Genomic DNA, 21,955 nt, shown 5'->3' with positions numbered 1-21,955 from the left:
AAGTTGCTTGGATGTAGACAAGATACATAACTAGAGGAAATCTATTTCATTGCATATATATAAAGGTGATTAAGTATCTAAGTACCAATAGAAGGAGTGATATACCTGAAAGCCATTGTATTTATCGGTACAAACAAATCTGGGTCTAGTCGTGAAGCAACAAGGGCAGCAGAAAAATTAGGCTACTTCACAGTACTTTTCACAAATAATGAAAAACAACTTCAGCAGCGCAGAGCCTACCCCGACATCCATAAAATGATACTCATTGATACTTTTGATATCGAGAGCATGAAAGATGAAATAGAGAAACTAGGAAAAACCGGAATAAATATTAAAAGTATCGTTAGTTTTGTTGATCCCTTTGTCCATGTTGCTTCAATGTTATGTGATGAATTTTGTCAGAACTACACATCCTCCAGCGCGATTGAAACCATGGAGGATAAAGAAAAAACAAGAAAGTTTTTACAAGACCAGCCATATTCGCCAAAGTTCTCGCTCATGAAACCTAACGAACCCATTGCAAAAAATTTGACCTTCCCATTAATCGTAAAATCTCCTAAATCAACAGGCTCAAAAGATGTTTTACTAGCAACGGATGCCGATCAGCTCCATAACCACCTCAAAGCACTACGCAGTAAAAATCCCTATGAAACCATCATGATTGAAGAATATCTAGATGGTCCTCAATATTTAGTGGAGGCGGTTGTCTATCAACGACAACCACATGTCATTGGTATTATTGAGCAGGAAATTACACAAGGAAAACGATTTATTATTACAGGCTATGGTGTACTAGTGAAAGCCCCTCAAAACATCCAATCAGGCATCGAGGAGGTACTTCATTCCATCGTCAAAGCCTTTGGTATTGAGAATGGGGCGCTCCATTTAGAGCTTCGATTAACCCAAAATGGTTGGAAACTCATCGAGATCAATCCTCGAATTTCAGGTGGCGCCATGAACAATATGCTACAAGCAGCTCTAGGTTTCAGTTTAGTAGAAGAAACACTGAAGATTTTGCTAGGAGAACAGCCTAATCTGCAACCAAGACACAAAAAATTTGTCTATACAAAATATGTCATTGTGGAAAGTAGAGGGATTTTAGAAAAGGTTATTGGCAGGGCAAGAGCGACAAAATCAACTGGCGTCGTAGAAGTGTATGTCAAACCAAGAAAAGGCACCCTCCTCACCCCACCTTTATCGATGGGTCACCGTTACGCCTATGTCATTGCAGAAGGTGCAACCTTGAAGGAAGCGAGAAATCACGCCATCAATGCAGCAAAAGAAATAAAATTTATTTTGAGAGTTTGAAAAAAATATCCCGAATAATTGCCGCTAGTCAGTGGACAGTTACTCGGGCTTTTTTATCTTCATAAGTCGAATCGTTTATTCTTCTTTAAACGTTTGATCTAAAAATTTCACGGTTTCAAACATATTGGTTTTACTTGCACCTTTTACGAGAATGGTATCATGAGGCTTAATGAGCTTTTCAAGAAGGACATGCAATTGGTCCTTATTAATAAAATGGTGTACTCTGGCTGGGTCCATGCCCTTTGCGATGGCAGCATTACTCATTTCGTCGGTCCTAAAGCCATAGGTAATGAATTCATCGATGCCTATTTCATGCACATACTCCCCAACCTTGCGATACTCCTCCTCCCTCAAGACACCCAGTTCTCGCATTTGCCCAATAATGGCTATCTTGCGATTCGTCGCAATATTCGTCAACACATCAAGCGCAGCACGAACCCCCTGCGGATGAGAGTGAACCGTATCATCAATAACCGTTATATCATCACGGCAATCATAAATCGTTAAGCGTCTTGGCGGTTTTTTAAAGTTGAGCCCTGCCTGAATATCAAGGGGGCTAAACCCTAAAAGATCAGCCACTGCCACTGCATTCAGTGCATTGTAAACATGATGTTCTCCTAATATAGGAATATATAATTCTATTTCTTGCCCATGTAGCTTCATTTTAAAGGACATGCCAACATCTTTATATTGCAAATCATATGCACGGTAATCCGCTTCTTTTTTAATGCCCACCGTGATAATTTTCCCTTTGAATTGCTGTGTCTCTAAGTATCTTGAATTGTCATCATCTTGATTGACAATGAGCAAGCCCTGTTGATCCATACCATGAATTAATTCCGATTTCGCCTTGGCAACGCCCCTTACATCTCCATCAAAGTTCCCAACATGGGCTAAGCCTATATTCGTCACAATACTAATATTCGGCTGGATGATGCTACAGTGATTGGTAATAATGCCTGGATAGGCCATACCGTACTCTAATACAACGGCCTGATGCGTATCGTTGATCTCTTCCTTATGCTTTTTCGTATGCTCCGTCGTATTCCAATAATCCTTTGATTCAAAAACATTCCACTTTTTCGATAAGATGGAGCCAACAAATGCCTTTGTCGTTGTTTTCCCTGCACTTCCCGTAATCGCAATAATCGGCAGGCTTTTCTTTGTCTCCACCTGCTTACTTTTTTGTTGGACAATATTCTTTTTCAGAGGTTTTTGATTTTTGGCAAGATACATCGCATAGCGGATGGAATGGATGACCACATCTAATTCCAAGTAAAAGGCAGGGGGACAGCCAGGGCGCCAATTGACCTCATACATCCAAATTTTTTGATTTTGATCTAAACCCACATCAATGCCAATTTCATCAATAATTTCCCCAAATTTCGCCATTTGAATTTCATCCAGATGATGCGCCAACGACAGTGAAAAATGCTCAAGCATTCGCCGAATATTATAGGCCTCTTCCTTAAACTCCTGCTCCAAAAAAGGATCTAAATAATTGGTATAGCCGCCATTGTTAATATTCGGTATGATGGAGCCATTCGGTGCAATACGAGGATACACCGTCGTCACTACCCATTTACCTTCCCCATTTTTTTGGACATGCAGACGGAAATCATAGACCTGACCGGATCTAGTAACGGATTGAATATACGGCTGCATAATAAAGGTGCCAGACGCAAGTTGCTCCTTTATCAATGCATCCAATTGTGGTTTTGTATAGGTTGTCGTGATGCTATCCTTTCGAACCTCAAAATACTTGGCTCCCGCCTTCGTAATAAAATAAATGCCCTTCCCTTTTCGTCCATCAATCGGCTTAAACACAACCCGTTTATAATAATTAACGAACTTATGAAATAAATCGGCATCCTTTACAATTTCAGAGGGAATCAAATACTGTTCAAATTCCTTCGCTTCTTGTAATCGTTTCATCACATTCCATTTGTTCCCGATTGAATGGGTTGTAAATGGAATCTCCTCTTTTAAACGGTCAATAATCTCTTTCGATACAGATAATTTCTCAGGGCTTCCTGCATTATAAATTACATCAGGAAAGGGCATCGTTTTTTCCTGCCATTGCCCATCCTCATAGACCTTTGCTCGAATAGAACGTTTGGCAAAGTCCACACTTTTAGGTGTGAAGTAAAAAAACGTTGCGCCTTCAGCTTTCGCAACTGCTGCAAAGGCATAGGACTTGAGCACTGTAGTTGGATCAAGTCGATGATGCAGCATACCAATAATCGTCATAGCTAAACTTCCTTTCATTAGATTCTCTCTCTATTACATTCACTTTGTATCCCTTGCATATAGACAGATGCTCTAGCTTTAGTAGTTTAATATGGTACTACCATTTCGGCTCTATGATAAATTTCCCCTTCAACATGTCTGGCTTTAAGAGCTGAATGGCCGATATCCCACTGAGTTCAATGGATTTTTCTATACTTGTTTTTTCTAACCTCACCACATCTGCAATCGAATTTGTATCGTTTCCTTCATAATCAAAAGCACGCAACAACGACACTGTGCCACGGCAACGCTCTCTATCAACAGCCTCAATGCGGAAAAACTCTGTCTCAAACTGTTTCACTGTATCCAATAAGCTTAAATGCGCACCACTATGGGTAATTAAAAAAAATGGAATCGTATCACTCCCGACAATTTTAATAAGTAGCTGACCAAAATATTTAGAATGAAAATTCATCATGATATCCTGAAGATCCTTCAAATCACTTAAAGCTTCACATAAAAAGTGATTTTTTTTCTTATCACTATTCAATTCGTAGCCCCCTCTCTAGTTTGAATATGCGATTTGATCCGTGTAAGTTGCCCTCTCGTTATCATATGTTGCGACAAAAAATATGGCGACTTCTTCACAAAGAAACTAAAAAAACCTCCACCATTGAATGGGGAGGCTTTTGCCATAAGTTTATTTTGAAAAGCATGCTAGGAAATCCTGTATAGTACAATGTTCTAATGTATCCACTGTGTTGTGTTTTGTATTGAACGGTAATTGCTTGGTAATCTCGTTCGGCATGACCACTGTATAAAGCCCTGCTGCTACCGCGGCTTGTGCGCCATTCGGTGAATCCTCAATTGCAATAGCCTCATAAGCCTCTACACCTAATTGTTCAAGTGCCTGCAAGTAAAGCTCTGGATCAGGCTTAACATTTGTCACAGTGTCAGCGGTACAAAAGCAATCAAAGTAATGTCGGATACCCAGCTTATCGACATATAGATCAATCCATTGACGACTTGAGCTACTAGCAAGACCAATTTGTAAACCCGCTTCCTTTGCCTGCTGTAGCAACGTTAAAATACCAGGTCTGAGCGTTTCCGTTTCCATCCATTGTGTATGGCGTTGCTGAATGGATGTTTGAAATGCCTCCACATCCAATTGTATTTGATGATGTGTAACAAGATATGTATAGGGATTAAAAGTTTGAAGATTAGTACCAAGGCACTCAGCATAGGTTGCCAACGATAAGTCAACACCATATTGTGCATAGGCATCTCTAAAAACGTTATACCATGCTGTTTCTGTATCAATAATTGTACCGTCAAAATCAAAAATTAGAGCTTTTATCATCAAATTCTCTCCATTCTATGCTTTGCGTTTTCATCGGTTGATTGCAGTGAGCTAAGCCTAGGTTTTGGCAGTGCTATCCGTTGAATTTGGCCTGCTAACCATTGATCTGCTATTTCTATCCTTCAATTTAGACACGCTATCCGCTAATTTTGCATCTCTATCCGCTTATCCTCTTGATTCCAACTCTTTTGCGAAGCTATCCACCACTTTGCTAATCCTATCCTTCAATTTGGACATGCTATCCGCTAATTTTGCATCTCTATCCGCTTATCCTCTTGATTCCAACTCTTTTGCGAAGCTATCCACCACTTTGCTAATCCTATCCTTCAATTTAGACACGCTATCCGCTACTTTCGCATCTCTATCCGCTTATCCTCATGATTCCGACTCTTTTGCGAAGCTATCCACCACTTTGCTATTTCTATCCTTCAATTTGGACACGCTATCCGCTACTTTCGCATTTCTATCCGCCTACACTCACGATTCCAACTCTTCTCCACCCTTATCCCCTTGATTCAACAAGATAACGCCTCCAATAATGAGGGCTATACCAATCGCAGAATAAACAGTAAACATATCGTGCCAAATGACAATGCCTACCAGAACGGTTAAAGCTGTGCCGACACCTGACCAGATGGCGTAGGCTAAGCTTAAGGGCATGGTTTTTAAGCAGAGCGATAAGCTATAAAACGAAATACCATAGCCAATTGCGACCGCCAATGATGGAGCTAGTATAGTAAAACCGTCTGAGAACTTCAGCATGGTTGTTGCCAAGACCTCGCTTATAATCGATAGTGTTAAAAATAAATAGCCTTTCACTACTGTTCAGCCTCCTAATGACCACCCGCAAGATTGAGTACCACGACACCCATAATAATGCACAGAATCCCTAATACCTTCTTGCGATTAAATCGTTCCTTATAGAGGACAACACCTACAATAGCGGTTAGCGCTGTCCCTAAACCTGCCCATATTGCATAGGCTGTGCCAATAGGAATTACTTTTAATGTTAAGGCTAAATAATAAAATGCCGTTCCATAGCCAACTACCACACCGATTGATGGCCCTATTCGTGTGAAGCCTTCCGTACGCTTGAGCATGGAACTGGCAAAAACCTCTGCTATAATAGCGAGCATTAAAAAACTTAAAGCCGTCATTCATAAAATCCTTTCTGCTTTGCTTCTAGATGTGATCTTCTTCCTCTACATATTCCAATATGTCTCCTGGCTGGCAGCCCAAAGCTTTACAAATGGCATTTAATGTAGAAAAACGTACGGCTCTTACCTTGCCCGTTTTTAAATTAGAGAGGTTGACAATCGAGACATCAACCTTCTCTGCAAGTTCACTCAGCTGCATTTTACGATCCGCTAGCATGCGATCTAAACGAATAATTATAGTCATGTTCTCACTTCCTAAGCTGTTGCATCATATTCATCTTGGAGAAATGCACCGTATCGGAAAATACGTGCAATGGTCCAAATCACCACACCACATAGTAATAGAGTCCAATGAATGCCTGTAAAATGATAGCTAATCCCCTTAATCAAACCCGACTCTACAAATCGGGACTCCAGTTGGAATTGTTGCATAATTAGATAGACGGTATATGTACGAAATGCATTCACTGTCAAGCTCAATACCATCACACAGTAGGCAATTCTCTCCATTTTTTTACTATTAGCGAGTGAAAATACAATACCTTTTGATAAATTACTTAAAATATTCCTTACTTGTACAATAATAATTAATAAAATAGCTATGTATATTGTAGCAGTAAAGAGGAAGGTCACGACATCTTTTTTTGAATAGTGAATGTCCCTTGTCACATGGTCTGCCAGCTTCATTTCCAATCCTTCTAACTGAACGGCAGCTGTCACACTCCCCTTCGCTAATAAATGATTCACTTGTTGCTCTGATACTACCATTACCCCTACCATAAAAATCGCAAGCATCGTCAAGGCGAAAATCATCATCACCATGATGATGGTAAAAACGGTACGAAGCCCCTTTGTCATCCATCGAAATTCTTTACTTTGAATTGTTTGCCCCATTGTCAACATCTCCTTCCCTTCTTTCTATTATACATCCCTTTTTATTCCTATCAATAATTTTTTAACGTTTATCATTAATAAATTATTGATAAAAATAAACCCTCTACAGCTAGAGGGCTTATTTTAGTAATTCTACCTTTACTAAATATTCTTTTGCTACTTCTGCTGCAAGCTTTCCTTCTACATTCACCTGATAATTCATTTCTCGCATTTCATCATCAGTAATGCGATCAGCTAGTTGATTTAATGCTTTTCCAATCTCTGGATAGTCAGTCAGCGTTTCTTTCCTTAGTAAAGGCGCTCCCTGGTATGGTGGAAACAATGCTTGGTCGTCTTCCAATACGCGTAGCTTGTATTGACGAATTTCACTATCCGTTGAATAAGCATCGAGCAAATTAATATCACCTGATTGTATCGCCTGATAGCGAAGCTTTGGCTCCATCGTTGCAAGCGTTGTAAAGGCAATCCCATATCGTTTTTGAATGCCCACATAGCCATCCTCACGGTCATTAAATTCTAATGTAAAGCCAGCTTTCACCTTCTGCTCTATCGGCTTAAGGTCAGAGATTTTTTGCAGTTGATAGCTCTCAGCCAGCTCCTGTGATACAGCGAGTGCATACGTATTGTTATAGCTCATGGGACTAAGCATGACCATATCGAATTGCTCCTGCATCCCCTCTTTTGCCTGAAGATAGACGTCCTCTTGGTTATTATTAATCGCTTCTTCCTTTAAAAATTCCGAAATAGCTGTGCCCGTAAATTCAGGATAAATATCAATACTGCCCGATTTTAACGCATTGAAAACAAATGAGGTTTTACCAAGCCCTGGCTTTAATTGCACCGTTAAATCTGTCTCCTGCTCAATCAATAATTTATACATATTGATAAGAATCTCAGGCTCCGCACCAAGCTTTCCTGCAATGACAATTTCATCTTGCTGTTTACTGCTTAGTAGCGGGAAGAAAATCATTACGAGTGCCGCTAAACTAATGACGCTCAAAGTCGTCATTGTTTTTTTAAAGGACAGGGTTTCTAATTTTTTGAGCGCCACATCAAAAATCAGGGCTAAAATAGCGGCGGGAATCGCTCCTATAAGAATGAGGGCCGTGTTATTTCGGTCAATCCCAAGTAATATGATATCCCCTAAGCCTCCTGCACCAATTAAAGCCGCTAATGTTGCAGTCCCCACAATCAGCACCATTGCTGTGCGAATACCAGCCATCATAACAGGCATAGCGAGTGGTAGCTCAACCTTTACTAAACGCTTTGATCGATTCATCCCCATAGCTAATGCCGCTTCCTTCAATGATGGATCGACTTCATTAATCCCCGTGTAGGTGTTTCGTAGAATAGGCAACAGCGCATAGACGACTAACGCAATAATAGCGGGAACTTTCCCAATACCGAATAAAGGAATCAATAAGCCGAGCAACGCTAAGGAAGGAATTGTTTGCAGCACCGCACTGACCCCAATAATGCTTTCTGCTATTTTCTTTTTATTGGTTAAATAGATACCTAGAGGAATGGCGATGAGGACAGCAAAAAATAGCGCAATAAAAGAGATTTGGATATGCTCTAGCAATGCCGCCAGTAGCTGTGCCTTCCGTTCCTGAAATACATCCACCACATTAGCCACCATGTGTATGTCCTCTTTTCTTAGAATCCTCTGCTAAATAACGCAGCATAGAAGCTCTTGTCACCATGCCAATGCGCTTGCCATTCTCTTCGACACCCAGCAAGTCATGCTTCGCTAATTTTTCAAGAAGCATCGTAAACGAAGCATCGACAGGAATCGTATCCCCAAAGTCGTTTATCGCTACGATTGGTTGTAGCACATCATGGATCGTAAACAATTGATCTGTCTGCTTGCCACCAATAAACTGTTGGACAAAATCATTTGCAGGATTTTGCAGCAATTGCTGTGGCGTGCCTATCTGAACAATTTCACCATCTTTCATAATACAGAGGCGATCCCCTAATTTCAGCGCTTCCTGCATATCATGGGATACAAATACGATGGTTTTCTGGATGGTACGCTGCATCTCTAGTAGATCATCCTGTAGTTTGGTGCGACTGATAGGATCTAGCGCACTAAAGGGCTCATCCATTAAAATAATCTCTGGGTCAGCTGCCAAGGCTCGAACAACGCCAACCCTTTGCTGTTCGCCTCCTGATAATTCCTTTGGTTTACGCTGACGATATTTTGCAGGCTCTAGCCCCACCAACGCTAATAGTTCGTCCACTCGCTGATGGATTTTCGTTTTACTCCATTTCTTCAACTCTGGCACAATGGCAATGTTTTCTTCAATCGTCATATGTGGAAAAAGGGCGATTTGCTGTAGTACATAGCCGATACTCCAACGCAGCTCATGGATATTATAATCGCTAATTCTTTTATCATTAATCCAGATGGTGCCTGCTGTTAAGGGGATTAATCGATTAATCATCTTCAATAAAGTCGTTTTGCCGCATCCACTAGGACCGATAATAACAAAGAATTCACCCTTTTTAATTTCTACATTTAGTTCTTTGACAGCTATTTGGTCGTTATCATATTGTTTTGAGACATTATCAAATGTAATCATCTGTCATCTCCTTTAGAATTTGCTCATGAAGTGCGTTCACTTTTTATATTTCACCAACAAAATTCATTTCAAACATTTGTAGATAGGTGAAGCTATTTCATTCTAAATACCTCGCCTTTGGGCACAAATGGTAGCTTGGCCCCTTGTGGTAGTACGAAGGCATGCTCTCTTTTAATGGCTAAACGATCACATTGACCATCTGTAATAATCAGGATAGGACCATCCTTGGGAAAATCCTGTGCTTCTTCAAGTAGCTGTATACCAGGCTGTAATACCGTGCCGCCTCTACCTCTTACTTTCACTTTCGTTAATAGTTCTTCAGGTGCTAGATAGCCTGCGTCATAGGCAACAGCATCACAAAATATAACGCGAACAAAAGGTACATCTCTAGCGATGCTATAGCTCGCTATTGTGCCGAGTGCTTTTCCTAGTAAGAGGCGATCCATGGAGCCTGATGTATCAATAAGGACTGCGAAAGTGCGCCCATCTTCCTCTCCGCTTTGATGAATCCATCTTGGTCGAGCGATATCCGGTGTCGATGCTTGCCTTCTACTTGGGCGTGCATACGTTCTCACTTTCTCTATTGGTTGAAACATCCGATCAAACCATTTGGCTAATGCCACATCCCAGGCAATAGGAGGCTGTGCTAGGCTACGAATTTCCTCAATGATCCCTTGTGGCAAGTATCCTCTCTCTTGGGTCATATGATAGCTTAACCCTTGACTTAATGCCCTTTTATAAAAAGCATCCAAATCCACGCCTACCTTGCCTTCCCAAAAGTCTGGTGGATTCGTTTCGATCATATCTCCTATGCCCTGCCCTCGAAAGGTTCTTAATTTGCGATACACCCTGATATCCGTAACAATGCGATCATAAATAGATTCTGCCGAGAGCCCTTTTAATGCTGGATCATATAACCCGCCAAATGCTGGCATCTCGCCGATTTTCATATCGATGAGCCAGCCATTGATAACATAATCACAAGCAACATTCCATAAATAGGGATCACGTCCTTGTCTGCGTGTCGCATGGCTTAATCCCGCATGAAGTAGTTCGTGTGCCAGTAAAAACCGCATTTCCTCATCGGTCATGCCCACGGCCGTATTCAAGTAAATCTCCTTTGTTTCCACTGCAATGGCCGCGACTGAGATATCCATTCTTATACAAATAAGTGGATCTTCAATTATTGTAAAGTCAGCTGCTAAAGCACCAAATAAGGGATAGGAACTCATAAACCAAGCCTTTGCGCGCTGTGCTTGTGTTACCCTCGTTGTGCCTCCTAATGTATTTTCTACCCCACCTGCTACCCGGATGGCACTTTGCACTGCTTTCGACAAGCCTTCTGCAAATAACGCGGCGAAATTACTATTGCCTCGATAAAGATAGCCTGTTTTATTTTGTGAAATAACAAAATCCACTTGTCCTGGCATTGTACTATAGCCTTTCAAATCGTTTGGTACACCTTCGCGTAAAAATCTATCATACAATTTTTCCTCAGAGCTAAAGACTTCAAAAAGAGGATTACTCATTTCCTTTGGAGCTTGACCAAATTTTAGCTCTGCTAAAAACTTTGTTATATAGCAGTCACAGGCGATATTCCAAAGCTCCTGCTGCTCTTTTGGTTGATGATGATGCAAGCCAAGGTGTAGCAAACAATGCGCTATCACATAAGCCCATTCATTTGGCTGGCCTTTTTTATCCTGATTCACATAGATGACACCTGCGCTTGTAACGTAAGCCCAATCCTTTTGTGGCATACTTTTGTATTGCATGTAAACAGCATGTCCTAACGCCTCGAACAGGGGATGTGTACAGACAATGTCATGCCCACGTGCAATGGCTTTCTCATTTTTATGCTCCTGCTGTGATGCTTTCTTTTTTTTGGCCATAAGCTACCCTTCCTTTTTGGCTACTAAACGTGGTAAATCTCGGATAACCTCCAGCATAAACCAGGCAGGTAACGCTTCACCCTTTTGCTCTGACACAACCATCTGTGCAATTTCTAAGCTGATGGATGATAGGTCCTTGATCAAGTCCTTGGCACGAAAGGCTAATTGCCGTTGATTTCCCTTCAAAGTCGTATGCTCGTTCGGAAGCTCCTTCAGTAACTGAGCACGGAAGGATTGTGCCATGAAATAAAGCAAATCTCTTTCTTCTGGTTGATCGGGCCAACGTAATTCTCCTTGGATAATTTTGGCGAGATCATATTTACTTCGCACTTGCTTGATAAAGGCTTTAAATTGACTGGCAGTATGCGCAGATAGGCAGCTACTTGCTAAGAGATCGATTGTTTGTTCTTGCAAGCTGTTACCGTATGCATACAAACAATCACTTAGCATATGCCATGAACGAGGTGTGGAGAAGGGTTCTTCTGTTTTCGGTGGTTCGTTCCATAAATGATCGGGACGCATTTGAATATACTCAATCACATATGGATGTAGTTCATGTGCATAGGCCCATTCAAGCCAATCTTTATGCGATGCCCTAAGCTGAACATGGACCATTCGATTGATTAATGCGGAGGACATCGGCTTAACAATCGCGTTATCCTGCGCTCGATTGCCTGCACCAATAACAATCGTGCCCTCTGGCAATCTAAACTCTCCAATTCTGCGTTCATGAATAAGACTATAAAACGCTTTTTGTACTTCCTGTGAGCAAGCATTTAATTCATCTAAAAAAAGGCAATAGGGTTCATCGCGTGCAATCATTTTAGGTGGACAAAAAACACTGTAGCCATCCTTAATCTGTGGAACACCAATAATATCCTCAGGTGCTAGCTGACTGCCCAATAACGACACACAGGGCAAGCCTAATTCACTAGCGAAATTTTCAACAATCGCGGATTTCCCAATGCCAGGTGCTCCCCAAATAAAGACCGGTCTGATTGTCGCTACATTCAGTAGAAAATCATATAGTTGTTTTTGTGTAACACTAAAAATCGTATTCAATCAAAACTCCCTTTCAACTCATTGTTTTAAAGGTTAATAATACCATTTTCTATGAAATTATTCTTGTCTCTACCAATCTATGAAATTGACTGCCAATTACTTGCTGTGAGAAGATAATAAAAATTGTAATAGAGAGGTCGTGACCTATGTATAATGGCTTTCAGTTTATGGCGATTTCACAACTAGCTCAAAGGTTTCCAACAGACTCTTGGTGGGCAAAGTTTTACAAGGATTTTAGTGAAGATGATCTAGTAGCGTACTATGAGGGCGATTTGACACTCTCCTCCCTTAATTTGGACTGGGATATGCCTTTTCCACAGCAAGATAAGACCATTCTCATTTTCATCAATGGCCATTTAACCGTAGACACTCTCTATAATTTAGAGACAGATGGTGCAATTGGGCTGATGGTGATGGGCAATGTAATGGCTAAAAATATAGCAGTAGGTGGTCAGGAAATCTATGTGCACGGGCATCTGACGGTCGAGAATATTTTATGTGGCTCATACAATCATGGCGAAACGATTGTGAATGGCAATCTTCAGGCAGCAATATTGGTTCAGGATGATGAGTATCGCATCAGCGTAAAGGGCAAGAAGTCGATTCCTTGTATCGTAAATATATGGCACGGAGATGGTGTTTTTCAGGAACTCCCTATCCGTATTGAAGACATTTTAATAGAAGAGTTATTTTTATCTGAGGATGAGGATGACATCGGCTTTTCCTTTACTTCACTTGTGCAAATTCTTAAAGAAGGACGTTCAGCACTCACTCAATTTACAAGCGTTCCTCAAAGGACAATAGCATCTCCTATTTATTTCACGCACCCTTCGATTAATGCGGAAAACATACTAAAGCTGACTTCATGTATTCTGATGACACCTGACAATCCTTCATTCGATTTGACGGAACAGGATGTTTATTTCATGATCCAGCGTGCACATACCAATGCTGATGGTGATGTACGCAATGACAGTGTTTATATGAAGACCGCACAGTGTCACTATTTTATTTGGCTTAATGACGATCAATCCGTCTCCCTCTTGACAAAAACACTAGATGAAGAAGCTGAATGGTGGGATATTACAGAATCATCACAGGAGCATTTCGTGGATATTCAGGAGCACTGGCTGATGCTGTTAACTTGCATCAATGTAGCAGAGCTTTATTTGCATACGATTGAGGTGCGAGATGTACAACAAATGTTCCAGCATCCTGCAATTCAGGATTTAGACGAGGAGCATGATGGATTCTGGGATGGTTCCAAATGCTATAGCTTCCGTCAAGCCTATTTGGATGAGGATGGTGATAGGATACATGCTCGTATTGAAATTCAGACGCCTGACGAAGCCTATTATTTTTATACGCTCGAAAATGAAACCTATGTTTCCCGTCATTATCAGCCTCCTAACGATGTTGGTCGTCAAGAGCTATCCTATTTGAACACGACACAATGGGAAGCATCCGAGCGATATTTTGAGAGATTCAAACAATTTATGTCTCAAAATTTTAAAATAGATATCGGAACTAATTAAGGCAAGAAACGTTCTATTAATGATGAAGTCTATTCAACTATACATCTCTTTCACTCTCTGTAATAATGAGAGATAGCTAAACTTTTGATAGAAGGGAGGGAGATGTGGTCACGACCAACATCCAGCTACAATGAAATACGTGCTAAATTTTTTTAAAGGACTTATGATTGCCGTTGTTGTTATTTGTATTTCGTTTTATATGGTGACACAGTTATTTAATACGACTGAAAGAGAAGAGTCTGTGGTTATTGATGATCGTCCAAGTGTGGAAGAGTTTATCGGTGAGATTGCAGAAACGGCACGAGATCTTGGTGCTGACAATGACTTATATGCATCCGTGATGATTGCTCAGGCAATTCTAGAAAGTGAGCATGGGCAAAGTGGACTTGGCTCTGCCCCTAATTATAATCTATTCGGTATGAAAGGCAGCTACCAAAATAATTCCGTCACACTCGAAACAACAGAGGATGATGGGTCAGGCAATCTTTCCACGATCATGGCTGCCTTCCGCAAATACCCTTCCTATGAGGCATCCATGCAGGATTATGTAAAATTAATGCGAAATGGGGTTTCGTGGAATAAAGATTTTTACGCAGGCGTTTTCAAAAGCAACACGACGGTCTATACAGATGCAACGAAATTTTTAACAGGCTCTTATGCAACTGATTCGGCTTACAATGAAAAATTAAATACATTGATCGCAAAATATGACCTGCAACAATATGATAGTCCAGTAAAAGATAAGAAAACCATTACGGTGGCTGATGGCGATTCACTTATGAAGATTGCAGAAGCCTATAATGTGAAAGTGACATCACTGAAACAATGGAATCAACTTCGAACAGATCGACTTGAGGCAGGCCAACAACTCAATATTTATCATTATTAACCCAAAACGTCCATGACTCACCAACGAGTATGGACGTTTTTTCTCATGAAACTAATCCGTTTGGCAAACGTCTTCATGTAAAAATTACAGAAAGGACAGGAAAACAGTGAAGCGTACACAATTGCTCCGTCTTCTCGCCGTGAACCTTGTGCTCTTGTCATTGATTCAGCTTAGCTACAATCTATATTTCATGACAAAAATAGCGGAGGGTTCTTTTCATCTTATTATTTTCCCCACGCTTATTATTTTATTGAACCTCTTGCTATGGTGTAGTCGACAAAGAGTAGCATCTTCTATTCATTGGATCTTTATCTATGTCGGACAAGGCACCTCTTTAGCTTGTTATTTTGTGTGGCATTATTGGCAATTAGAGCCCTATCCAGATATGCCTCCAGGTGAAGCAGCCTTTGATTTATGCATGCGTACATTTTTAATCGGCTTATGGCAGCTCATCGGATTAGTACTGATCCAGCTCAGTACGTTCATCATCCTGAAAATGAGGATGACCCTCAAGCATCATTCTAGTAGGGAGCTCAGCTAATCCTTCTGTGCGTTAAATAAAGTACCTACTGCTAGTATGGTCGTGGCTAAATCCTGTCGATAGAGGGGATGTTTGGCATCTAAACTATTAACCGTTACTTCATTACCGCCCAACGATGAGTGGACATACAAATCATTTCCCATATATAAAGCAATATGACCTGGAAAATAGATCAAATCACCCTTCTGCATCTGGTCTTGGTCGATGCTAACGATCGGGAAGCCCTCTACTATTCGGGCATCTCGATAAATATAGACACCGTTTAACAGATAGGCCATCGAACATAAACCAGAGCAATCAATACCGAATGGCGATTTGCCACCCCAGCGATAAGGGGCCGTTAAATAGCTGAGCGCTGTTTCCACAACATTTTCTCGGAACTGCTGCTCCGACAATGACTGTGCTGTTATTTTAGGCTGTAGCCATTTTGTTCGAACATACCCTTTTTGTCCTGATACTAGCTGTACGGCTGACCATTCTTCAGGTACTGCTTCGTCTGACATAACACGAATGGATGAGCCTTTTACTAGCGTTAACAGCTTTGTACTTTGGATACGTGGTTGCTGCAAAACATCGGCAAAGCTTTGACAAATGACATGCTGTGCTTCTTGTTGCCACGTAGATGCAAGTGTTTCCTCTTGCAGTAAGTGTGCCCTCTGACAATACCCCTCGTAACGATAGGCTGTTCGGATAAAAACCCAAGCTTCATTGACATCACTGATGATCTCTACAGTCATCCCATACAGTACTTCATCGACTAATTCAGAAGCTTTATCTGGCGTGGCATGTAAACTAGCCATCATGGCTGTAACGATAGCCTTCATCCCTGTCCCCCTCTCGCTTCACCAACTGGTCATAGACAACTTTTGCTAGACAACCAATGAGTTGGCGCGCCTGATCATTGTCCGTCACGTTTGTTATAAAAACGCCCATACTATAATCAACTGTTCTAGTGTAAAATATTCCCACATCATGATCGACGCTATCGAGTCCGCCTGTTTTATGTGCTAGTCGCACATCATCTACTAGATAGCGCTTTAGGGAGTCATGTACGCGCTGACGACTTAAAATAGCAATGACTAGTTTACCGTAAGGAGATGATAGTAGCTCTTGCTGATAGATACGCGTATAAAGATGTGCCATATCCCTTGCTGATGTGCGATTATCTATGCCCTTTGCTAGACGCTCTACATCCATCATTTTTCGCTGTAGCAGCGTGTCCTGTAAACCGATATGCTGAAAATAGTCATTCAAATATTCCATGCCAACTACATCGATTAAGACGTTCGTGGCTGTATTGTCACTCGTAATAATCATCCAAACAAGAAGGTCATAGAAAGTGCTTTGAGTAAGTCTTTGCTCACTAATCACACTAAAATCCACCCAATCAGTTGGTGAAATTGCAAGCGTAGAATCAAGTGATCGTTTATTCTCCTCTAAATATGAGAGCATGGCTAACAAAATCGGCACTTTGATTAAACTTGCACTAGAAAATGACGCCTCAAGCTGATGACCGATGAGCAACTGATTCGTTGTTAGATTTTTAATAAACAAATGCACGTTGTAGGGCGATTCTTGAATAAGTGTGGTAATCCGCTGCTCCATAGAACACCTACTCAACCACTTGGATGCGCTGATTGACCGCATCCATCGTGACAGTTCTACCTAAAGGTAGCGACATCGTTGGTAAGCAATGACCACATGTCAACTCGGCAATAATTGGCTTCCCTAGAGGCACTAGAATTTCTTGAAAAATAGTTTGTAATGATAAGCAATGTGCTGGCTTTTCGGGATTTTCAGGTCCACAATTTGTCCAAGCCCCCAATAAAATGCCTGCCACGTCATCTAGCTTTCCTGCCAGTTTTAATTGTGTCAGCATACGATCCACCCGTTGCTCCGTTTCATCGATATCTTCTAAAAACAGAATTTTATCTCGTGTATCAATTTCATAAGGTGTGCCAAGTGAAGCCGTCACTAATGTTAGGTTGCCACCGATGAGCTGACCTGTGGCTCTTCCAGCGACAAGTGTGGACATGGGCTGGTTAGAGGGATTTTCTAGATAGAACTCCGTTTTTTCATTCGCCATAATCTGTTGAATGAACGACTGCCATGTATAGTCATCCATCTCCTGTCGAATAAATTCCGTGGATGGCATCGGAGTATGGTAGGTTACAAAGCCACATAGCTGATTAAAAGCTATATGTAAAGCGGTCACATCACTATAGCCCGCAAATACTTTTGGATTGGCGCTAATCATGTCAAAGTCTAATTGCGCTAAAATTTTCGTCGCCCCATAGCCTCCACGTATACAAAAAATGCCATTAATCGTTGGATCTCCAAACATACGATGAACATCCGCTGCCCGTAAATCATCTGTGCCTGCTAAATAGCCATGTCTTGCGTGACAGGTTTCCCCAACCACCACATTGAGTCCTAGCTTTTCAATAGTCGCAATAGCAGGCTGCAGCTTTTCTGGTGGTGTGGCCCCAGAAGCACTAATAAGACCAATTGTGTCACCTTTTTTCAATGCCGTTGGACGAATCATACCTTTCCCTCCTTTTTCAGTGAAGCACGATAATGGGCTAGTTCCTCTTCATTGGCTAAAATAAAATGACCTTCCTCAATTTCAACGAATGAAGGGGGATTTTCCTCATAACGATGCTGTGACGGATCATACACCTCTACAACTTTCTCCCGCTCCTTATAGGGATTCGGCTCTGGTACTGCTGATAACAGTGCCCTTGTATAAGGATGCAGCGGATGGGCAAAAAGCTTTTCTGTTTCCGCTAGCTCCACAATCTTCCCCTTATAAATGACCGCTGTACGATCAGTAATAAAACGGACAATCGATAAATCATGGGCAATAAATAAATACGTTAAATGTTTACGCTGCTGCAGGTTTGCTAATAAATTCAATACTTGCGCTCGAATGGATACGTCCAAAGCAGAGATGGGCTCATCCGCAATGATAAATTCAGGCTCCATCACTAAGGCGCGGGCAATGCCAATTCGCTGGCGCTGTCCACCTGAAAATTCGTGCGGAAACCGACTGGAGAACTCTGGCAGTAACCCTACATTTAATAAAGCAGCTCGAACCTTTTGCTGACGCTCTGCCTCATCCTTATATTTTTTAGAAGGGTACAGTCCTTCCGAAATAATATAATCCACTTTTGCTCGTTCATTTAGGGAGGCCATTGGGTCCTGAAAAATCATTTGGATTTTCTGCGTAATTTCTCTATCCCAATCTTTCGGGATTTTGCCCTGTATGCTTTTGCCATGGTACAAAATTTGTCCCTCTGTGACCTCATTGATGCGCATAATCGCTCGACCAATTGTTGTCTTCCCCGAGCCTGATTCACCTACAATGCCAAATGTTTCCCCTTTAAAAATATGAAAGCTGACATCATCAATCGCTGTAAACTTATTTTTTCCTTTGCCAAAAACAACGGTTAAATTTTTTACTTCTACTAGCACCTCTTTATCAGTCATTCGCATACTGCCTCCCCTCATCAAAAAATGCTTGTAGGGCAACTGGAGGCTCTACCTTTGGTGCAAGTGGATCTAATAACCATGTGCGGGCATAGTGGGTATCACTGACCTGAAAAAAAGGTGGCCGCTCGATAAAGTCAATTTTTAATGCATATGGATTGCGTGGGGCAAAGGCATCCCCCTCAATTTCCTGAAAAAGATTCGGTGGTGTGCCCTTGATGGAATACAATTGTTCCCCCTTGGAGCCAAGCTGCGGTAAGGACGAAATAAGCGCCCATGTATAAGGATGCTTACTATGAAAGAAAATTTCATGTGTTTCCCCGACCTCGATGACATCGCCCGCATACATCACAGCAATTCGGTCAGCCACCTTTGCGACAACGCCTAAATCATGCGTAATATAGACGATTGTTAAGCCGTATTTTTGCTGAAGATTTTTTAAGAGCTGTAAAATTTGCGCTTGAATCGTTACATCTAATGCTGTAGTTGGCTCATCACAAATTAATATATTCGGCTTACAGGCAATGGCAATCGCAATAACAATGCGTTGGCGCATCCCTCCTGAAAATTCATGCGGGTATTGCTTATAACGCTTTTTCACGTCCGTTATGCCAACATCTGTTAGTAGTTTTAATGTTTCCTCATAGGCTTCCTTGCCTCTTAAGCCCTGATGCATCACTACACATTCTTCGATTTGCTTCCCAATGGTTTTAAGCGGGTTCAATGATGTCATAGGATCTTGTGTCACCATCGCGATTTCCTTGCCTCGAATACCCAACCACTCTTGCTCGGTCGTGAACTGCCCTAAATCCTGTGCATTGTAAATAATTCGCCCCTGCTTAATGCGGCCATTTTTATCAAGCAAGCCCATAATGGCTTTCATCAGCACGGATTTACCCGAGCCTGATTCGCCCACAATGGCTAAGCTCTCTCCCTTGTATAGGTCGAGTGAAATATCGCGGATCGCTGTTAAAACTCGACCACGTAGCGTAAACTGAATCACTAAATTTTGAATGACTAATACGCGTGATTTTTTAGCTGTCACTTGTTTCCTCTCCTTATACATGGTTTTTCGGATCTGCTGCATCAGCAAAGGAATTACCAATCATATAAAATGCAATCGTAATAACACTTAACACAATACTCGGGAAAATAAGTTGATAGCGTAAGTCTGGTGACATCATAAGGACGCGTCCTTCATTGATTAAATTTCCTAGGGATGGCTCACTGATCGGTAGCCCTAAGCCGATATACGTTAAAAATACTTCGGCCCCTATCGCAAAGGGTATGGCTAGACTCATGCGTAGCATAATGACAGAAATTAAATAAGGTAATAGATTTTTTAGGATAATACGATAATCGGGTGTGCCTAAGCACTTTGAGGCTAGGTTGTATTCACGGTCACGCAAAATCACAATTTGATTGCGGATAAACCTCGCCATTTCCACCCAACCCGTTATACACATCGCAATAATAATCGTTGAAATACTTGGCCTTAAGATATAGGACATTAAAATGAGCACAATGGTTGTGGGAATATTATCTACCACATTATAAAGCTGGGTAATAGGCGCTTCTAATTTCCGCGAAAAGCCCCACAGCGTTCCAATCGTAATGCCCACCACTGCCTCCACTAAGGCGACAACACAGCCAATAAAGAGAGATGTTCGCGTCCCTGCCCAAATACGAGACCATAAATCCTGACCAATGGAATTCGTGCCAAACCAAAATTCTGCATTAGGCGCAATATTACGTGCCTGCATCCCTGTTTGTTCATCCAAGTAAATCTCAGTCGGTGATTTTTGCGCTGGTAAAAAGGGCTGAAAAATAGTAAAGCCAACAATGATAATTACCCCGATTAATAAAAAAACGGCCAGTCGATTTTTCAAAAAGGATTGCCAAGTAGAACGCCAATAAGAATAATTTGAATAGCCCGTTTCCTCTGCCTGCCTTGCGTCCACTTCCGCAAATTCAAACAAAGCTTCACGGGATTTATTTGAAATATTATTGATTTCATTTGTATACATCCCCATTAACGCACGCCCCCTCCCTTGCCTAATTTAATACGAGGGTCGACAAGTGCCATGGCAATATCCCCTAAAATAAGTCCGATGATACCAAGGGAAGAGAACACTAACACTAGGCCCTGCACAATCGTATTATCCTGTCGTTGAATAGCATCCACAAGCAAGCCCCCCATCCCCGGAATGGAATACAACGATTCAATATAGATCGAGCCTGTAATCGTAAACAGAATCGTAGCAGGTAAATATTGCGCCATCGGAATAAAGGCATTACGTAATACATGCTTGAACATCAATGTCCGCTCCTTCACGCCCTTCGCCCTTGCTAGCTTAATATAATCCTTGTTCAGTTCATCGACCATATAGCGTCGCATCCACATCGCATAGGAGGCTGTTGGAGCTAAGGCCATGGACGTAAGCGGAAGAAGCCAAGTAATCGGCCTATATTCATCAAACAGCATCGGTAATTGAAAAAGTTCTGTAATATACATTTGAATGACTAAGTAATAAACGGCTGCAGGGACCGCAACAACAAATACGATATAGCCTGTCCCAAGTCGATCCAGCCACCTCCCCTTACGATAGGCCATCAAAATTCCTAACGGCACACCAATCAGTAGTGATAAAGCGACTGCTCCTAAACCAAAGAGAAGTGAATACGTCATTTTATCTGCAATGATTGTCACAACCGGGACATCAGTACGATAAGTCACCGATTTGCCTAAATCCCCCTGCAGTAAATTCTTGTAAAAACTCCCTAGCTGGACTACGATCGGATCTCGCAAGCCCAGACTTGTTAAGTAAATTTCCTGCTGAGCAGGTGACATTTTATCGGCGGCCGCTCCTAAATAGCCTTCCTCTGGCATTAGCCGTAATAATGAAAAGACAATGGTGATGATAATAAAAAGGGTTAAAACGGATTGTAAGAGTCGTTTTCCTATATACTGCAACATCGCGCCATCCTCCTTTGTCAAAAAGACGAAAGGAGATGCC

Annotated in this window: 22 protein-coding genes; 4 read left to right on the top strand and 18 right to left on the bottom strand. The window is 41.5% G+C overall.

Annotation, left to right across the window (positions count from 1 at the left end; translation table 11 throughout):
* The first annotated feature begins 96 nt into the window (after positions 1 to 96).
* The gene (locus MHB40_RS09230) at positions 97 to 1,308 is read left to right on the top strand and encodes an ATP-grasp domain-containing protein (RefSeq protein ID WP_342534372.1); all 1,212 of its coding nucleotides are present in this window, start codon (positions 97 to 99) and stop codon (positions 1,306 to 1,308) included.
* A gap of 75 nt (positions 1,309 to 1,383) precedes the next feature.
* Here MHB40_RS09230 and MHB40_RS09225 read toward each other — a convergent pair whose 3' ends face one another.
* The 11 genes from MHB40_RS09225 to MHB40_RS09175 form a co-directional block, all read right to left on the bottom strand.
* Positions 1,384 to 3,576: a YheC/YheD family protein gene (locus MHB40_RS09225; RefSeq protein ID WP_342534371.1), complete on the bottom strand. Its 2,193-nt coding sequence runs from the start codon at positions 3,574 to 3,576 to the stop codon at positions 1,384 to 1,386.
* A 79-nt stretch (positions 3,577 to 3,655) separates the two neighbouring features.
* A complete protein-coding gene (locus tag MHB40_RS09220) occupies positions 3,656 to 4,087 on the bottom strand; it encodes a hypothetical protein (RefSeq protein ID WP_205442734.1) in 432 nt (143 codons plus the stop codon).
* Between the two features lie 150 nt (positions 4,088 to 4,237).
* Positions 4,238 to 4,897: an HAD family hydrolase gene (locus tag MHB40_RS09215; protein WP_342534370.1), complete on the bottom strand. Its 660-nt coding sequence runs from the start codon at positions 4,895 to 4,897 to the stop codon at positions 4,238 to 4,240.
* Between the two features lie 477 nt (positions 4,898 to 5,374).
* Positions 5,375 to 5,716, bottom strand: a complete 342-nt coding sequence (locus MHB40_RS09210) for a multidrug efflux SMR transporter (RefSeq protein ID WP_342534369.1) — start codon at positions 5,714 to 5,716, stop codon at positions 5,375 to 5,377.
* 14 nt (positions 5,717 to 5,730) lie between these two features.
* The gene (locus tag MHB40_RS09205; RefSeq protein ID WP_342534368.1) at positions 5,731 to 6,054 is read right to left on the bottom strand and encodes a multidrug efflux SMR transporter; all 324 of its coding nucleotides are present in this window, start codon (positions 6,052 to 6,054) and stop codon (positions 5,731 to 5,733) included.
* A gap of 25 nt (positions 6,055 to 6,079) precedes the next feature.
* Positions 6,080 to 6,298: a helix-turn-helix transcriptional regulator gene (locus tag MHB40_RS09200; RefSeq protein ID WP_205442729.1), complete on the bottom strand. Its 219-nt coding sequence runs from the start codon at positions 6,296 to 6,298 to the stop codon at positions 6,080 to 6,082.
* A gap of 11 nt (positions 6,299 to 6,309) precedes the next feature.
* Entirely contained in the window at positions 6,310 to 6,948 is a 639-nt protein-coding gene (locus tag MHB40_RS09195) for a DUF2975 domain-containing protein (RefSeq protein WP_342534367.1), read from the bottom strand.
* A 118-nt stretch (positions 6,949 to 7,066) separates the two neighbouring features.
* Positions 7,067 to 8,587, bottom strand: a complete 1,521-nt coding sequence (opuFB, locus tag MHB40_RS09190; RefSeq protein WP_342534366.1) for an osmoprotectant update ABC transporter permease/substrate-binding subunit OpuFB — start codon at positions 8,585 to 8,587, stop codon at positions 7,067 to 7,069.
* Positions 8,577 to 9,533 (bottom strand): ABC transporter ATP-binding protein, encoded by a 957-nt coding sequence (locus MHB40_RS09185; protein ID WP_342443229.1) that lies wholly within the window; start codon positions 9,531 to 9,533, stop codon positions 8,577 to 8,579. The genes opuFB and MHB40_RS09185 overlap by 11 nt, the downstream gene beginning before the upstream one ends.
* A gap of 92 nt (positions 9,534 to 9,625) precedes the next feature.
* Complete coding sequence (locus MHB40_RS09180; RefSeq protein WP_342534365.1) at positions 9,626 to 11,422, bottom strand: peptidase; 1,797 nt, start codon at positions 11,420 to 11,422, stop codon at positions 9,626 to 9,628.
* Between the two features lie 3 nt (positions 11,423 to 11,425).
* Positions 11,426 to 12,484 carry a MoxR family ATPase gene (locus MHB40_RS09175; protein ID WP_342534364.1) on the bottom strand — a complete coding sequence of 353 codons (1,059 nt, stop codon included), beginning with the start codon at positions 12,482 to 12,484 and terminating at the stop codon, positions 11,426 to 11,428.
* Between the two features lie 146 nt (positions 12,485 to 12,630).
* Here MHB40_RS09175 and MHB40_RS09170 point away from each other — a divergent pair, with 146 nt between their 5' ends.
* From MHB40_RS09170 to MHB40_RS09160, 3 genes are all read left to right on the top strand, one after another.
* Positions 12,631 to 14,019 carry a hypothetical protein gene (locus tag MHB40_RS09170; RefSeq protein WP_342534363.1) on the top strand — a complete coding sequence of 463 codons (1,389 nt, stop codon included), beginning with the start codon at positions 12,631 to 12,633 and terminating at the stop codon, positions 14,017 to 14,019.
* Between the two features lie 130 nt (positions 14,020 to 14,149).
* Positions 14,150 to 14,908 (top strand): glucosaminidase domain-containing protein, encoded by a 759-nt coding sequence (locus tag MHB40_RS09165; RefSeq protein WP_205442715.1) that lies wholly within the window; start codon positions 14,150 to 14,152, stop codon positions 14,906 to 14,908.
* A 190-nt stretch (positions 14,909 to 15,098) separates the two neighbouring features.
* A complete protein-coding gene (locus tag MHB40_RS09160) occupies positions 15,099 to 15,449 on the top strand; it encodes a hypothetical protein (RefSeq protein WP_342534362.1) in 351 nt (116 codons plus the stop codon).
* Here MHB40_RS09160 and MHB40_RS09155 read toward each other — a convergent pair.
* Genes MHB40_RS09155 through MHB40_RS09125 form a run of 7 tightly spaced genes read right to left on the bottom strand, consistent with a single transcriptional unit; the run spans position 15,446 to position 21,915 of the window.
* Positions 15,446 to 16,273, bottom strand: a complete 828-nt coding sequence (locus MHB40_RS09155; RefSeq protein ID WP_342534361.1) for an SH3 domain-containing C40 family peptidase — start codon at positions 16,271 to 16,273, stop codon at positions 15,446 to 15,448. The genes MHB40_RS09160 and MHB40_RS09155 overlap by 4 nt on opposite strands.
* Entirely contained in the window at positions 16,242 to 17,054 is an 813-nt protein-coding gene (locus tag MHB40_RS09150) for a serine hydrolase (RefSeq protein ID WP_342534360.1), read from the bottom strand. The genes MHB40_RS09155 and MHB40_RS09150 overlap by 32 nt, the downstream gene beginning before the upstream one ends.
* 7 nt (positions 17,055 to 17,061) lie before the next feature.
* Positions 17,062 to 17,994 (bottom strand): LD-carboxypeptidase, encoded by a 933-nt coding sequence (locus MHB40_RS09145; protein WP_342534359.1) that lies wholly within the window; start codon positions 17,992 to 17,994, stop codon positions 17,062 to 17,064.
* Positions 17,991 to 18,938 (bottom strand): ATP-binding cassette domain-containing protein, encoded by a 948-nt coding sequence (locus MHB40_RS09140; protein WP_342534358.1) that lies wholly within the window; start codon positions 18,936 to 18,938, stop codon positions 17,991 to 17,993. The genes MHB40_RS09145 and MHB40_RS09140 overlap by 4 nt, the downstream gene beginning before the upstream one ends.
* Entirely contained in the window at positions 18,931 to 20,004 is a 1,074-nt protein-coding gene (locus MHB40_RS09135; protein WP_342534760.1) for an ABC transporter ATP-binding protein, read from the bottom strand. The genes MHB40_RS09140 and MHB40_RS09135 overlap by 8 nt, the downstream gene beginning before the upstream one ends.
* Positions 19,997 to 20,971, bottom strand: coding sequence for an ABC transporter permease (locus tag MHB40_RS09130; protein ID WP_342443220.1), 975 nt, complete (start codon positions 20,969 to 20,971; stop codon positions 19,997 to 19,999). Before MHB40_RS09130 ends, MHB40_RS09135 begins: the two co-directional genes overlap by 8 nt.
* The gene (locus tag MHB40_RS09125) at positions 20,971 to 21,915 is read right to left on the bottom strand and encodes an ABC transporter permease (protein WP_342534357.1); all 945 of its coding nucleotides are present in this window, start codon (positions 21,913 to 21,915) and stop codon (positions 20,971 to 20,973) included. Before MHB40_RS09125 ends, MHB40_RS09130 begins: the two co-directional genes overlap by 1 nt.
* Positions 21,916 to 21,955 lie beyond the last annotated feature (40 nt).

The organism is Lysinibacillus sp. FSL K6-0057, assembly GCF_038630885.1.
Classification (GTDB): Bacteria; Bacillota; Bacilli; order Bacillales_A; family Planococcaceae; genus Lysinibacillus; species Lysinibacillus fusiformis_F.
Note: the sequence above shows the minus strand (reverse complement) of the source record. Positions and strands in the feature narration are given on the sequence as shown.

Bases quoted from the DNA above. Each gene is read 5' to 3' on its own strand.
- MHB40_RS09135 (WP_342534760.1), bottom strand. From the start codon at position 20,004: ATGTATAAGGAGAGGAAACAAGTGACAGCTAAAAAATCACGCGTATTA.
- MHB40_RS09165 (WP_205442715.1), top strand. From the start codon at position 14,150: ATGAAATACGTGCTAAATTTTTTTAAAGGACTTATGATTGCCGTTGTT.
- MHB40_RS09145 (WP_342534359.1), bottom strand. From the start codon at position 17,994: ATGATTCGTCCAACGGCATTGAAAAAAGGTGACACAATTGGTCTTATT.
- MHB40_RS09130 (WP_342443220.1), bottom strand. From the start codon at position 20,971: ATGGGGATGTATACAAATGAAATCAATAATATTTCAAATAAATCCCGT.
- opuFB (WP_342534366.1), bottom strand. From the start codon at position 8,587: ATGGTGGCTAATGTGGTGGATGTATTTCAGGAACGGAAGGCACAGCTA.
- MHB40_RS09195 (WP_342534367.1), bottom strand. From the start codon at position 6,948: ATGGGGCAAACAATTCAAAGTAAAGAATTTCGATGGATGACAAAGGGG.
- MHB40_RS09125 (WP_342534357.1), bottom strand. From the start codon at position 21,915: ATGTTGCAGTATATAGGAAAACGACTCTTACAATCCGTTTTAACCCTT.
- MHB40_RS09170 (WP_342534363.1), top strand. From the start codon at position 12,631: ATGTATAATGGCTTTCAGTTTATGGCGATTTCACAACTAGCTCAAAGG.
- MHB40_RS09205 (WP_342534368.1), bottom strand. From the start codon at position 6,054: ATGACGGCTTTAAGTTTTTTAATGCTCGCTATTATAGCAGAGGTTTTT.
- MHB40_RS09155 (WP_342534361.1), bottom strand. From the start codon at position 16,273: ATGAAGGCTATCGTTACAGCCATGATGGCTAGTTTACATGCCACGCCA.
- MHB40_RS09225 (WP_342534371.1), bottom strand. From the start codon at position 3,576: ATGAAAGGAAGTTTAGCTATGACGATTATTGGTATGCTGCATCATCGA.
- MHB40_RS09215 (WP_342534370.1), bottom strand. From the start codon at position 4,897: ATGATAAAAGCTCTAATTTTTGATTTTGACGGTACAATTATTGATACA.
- MHB40_RS09180 (WP_342534365.1), bottom strand. From the start codon at position 11,422: ATGGCCAAAAAAAAGAAAGCATCACAGCAGGAGCATAAAAATGAGAAA.
- MHB40_RS09150 (WP_342534360.1), bottom strand. From the start codon at position 17,054: ATGGAGCAGCGGATTACCACACTTATTCAAGAATCGCCCTACAACGTG.
- MHB40_RS09185 (WP_342443229.1), bottom strand. From the start codon at position 9,533: ATGATTACATTTGATAATGTCTCAAAACAATATGATAACGACCAAATA.
- MHB40_RS09160 (WP_342534362.1), top strand. From the start codon at position 15,099: ATGACAAAAATAGCGGAGGGTTCTTTTCATCTTATTATTTTCCCCACG.
- MHB40_RS09200 (WP_205442729.1), bottom strand. From the start codon at position 6,298: ATGACTATAATTATTCGTTTAGATCGCATGCTAGCGGATCGTAAAATG.
- MHB40_RS09140 (WP_342534358.1), bottom strand. From the start codon at position 18,938: ATGACTGATAAAGAGGTGCTAGTAGAAGTAAAAAATTTAACCGTTGTT.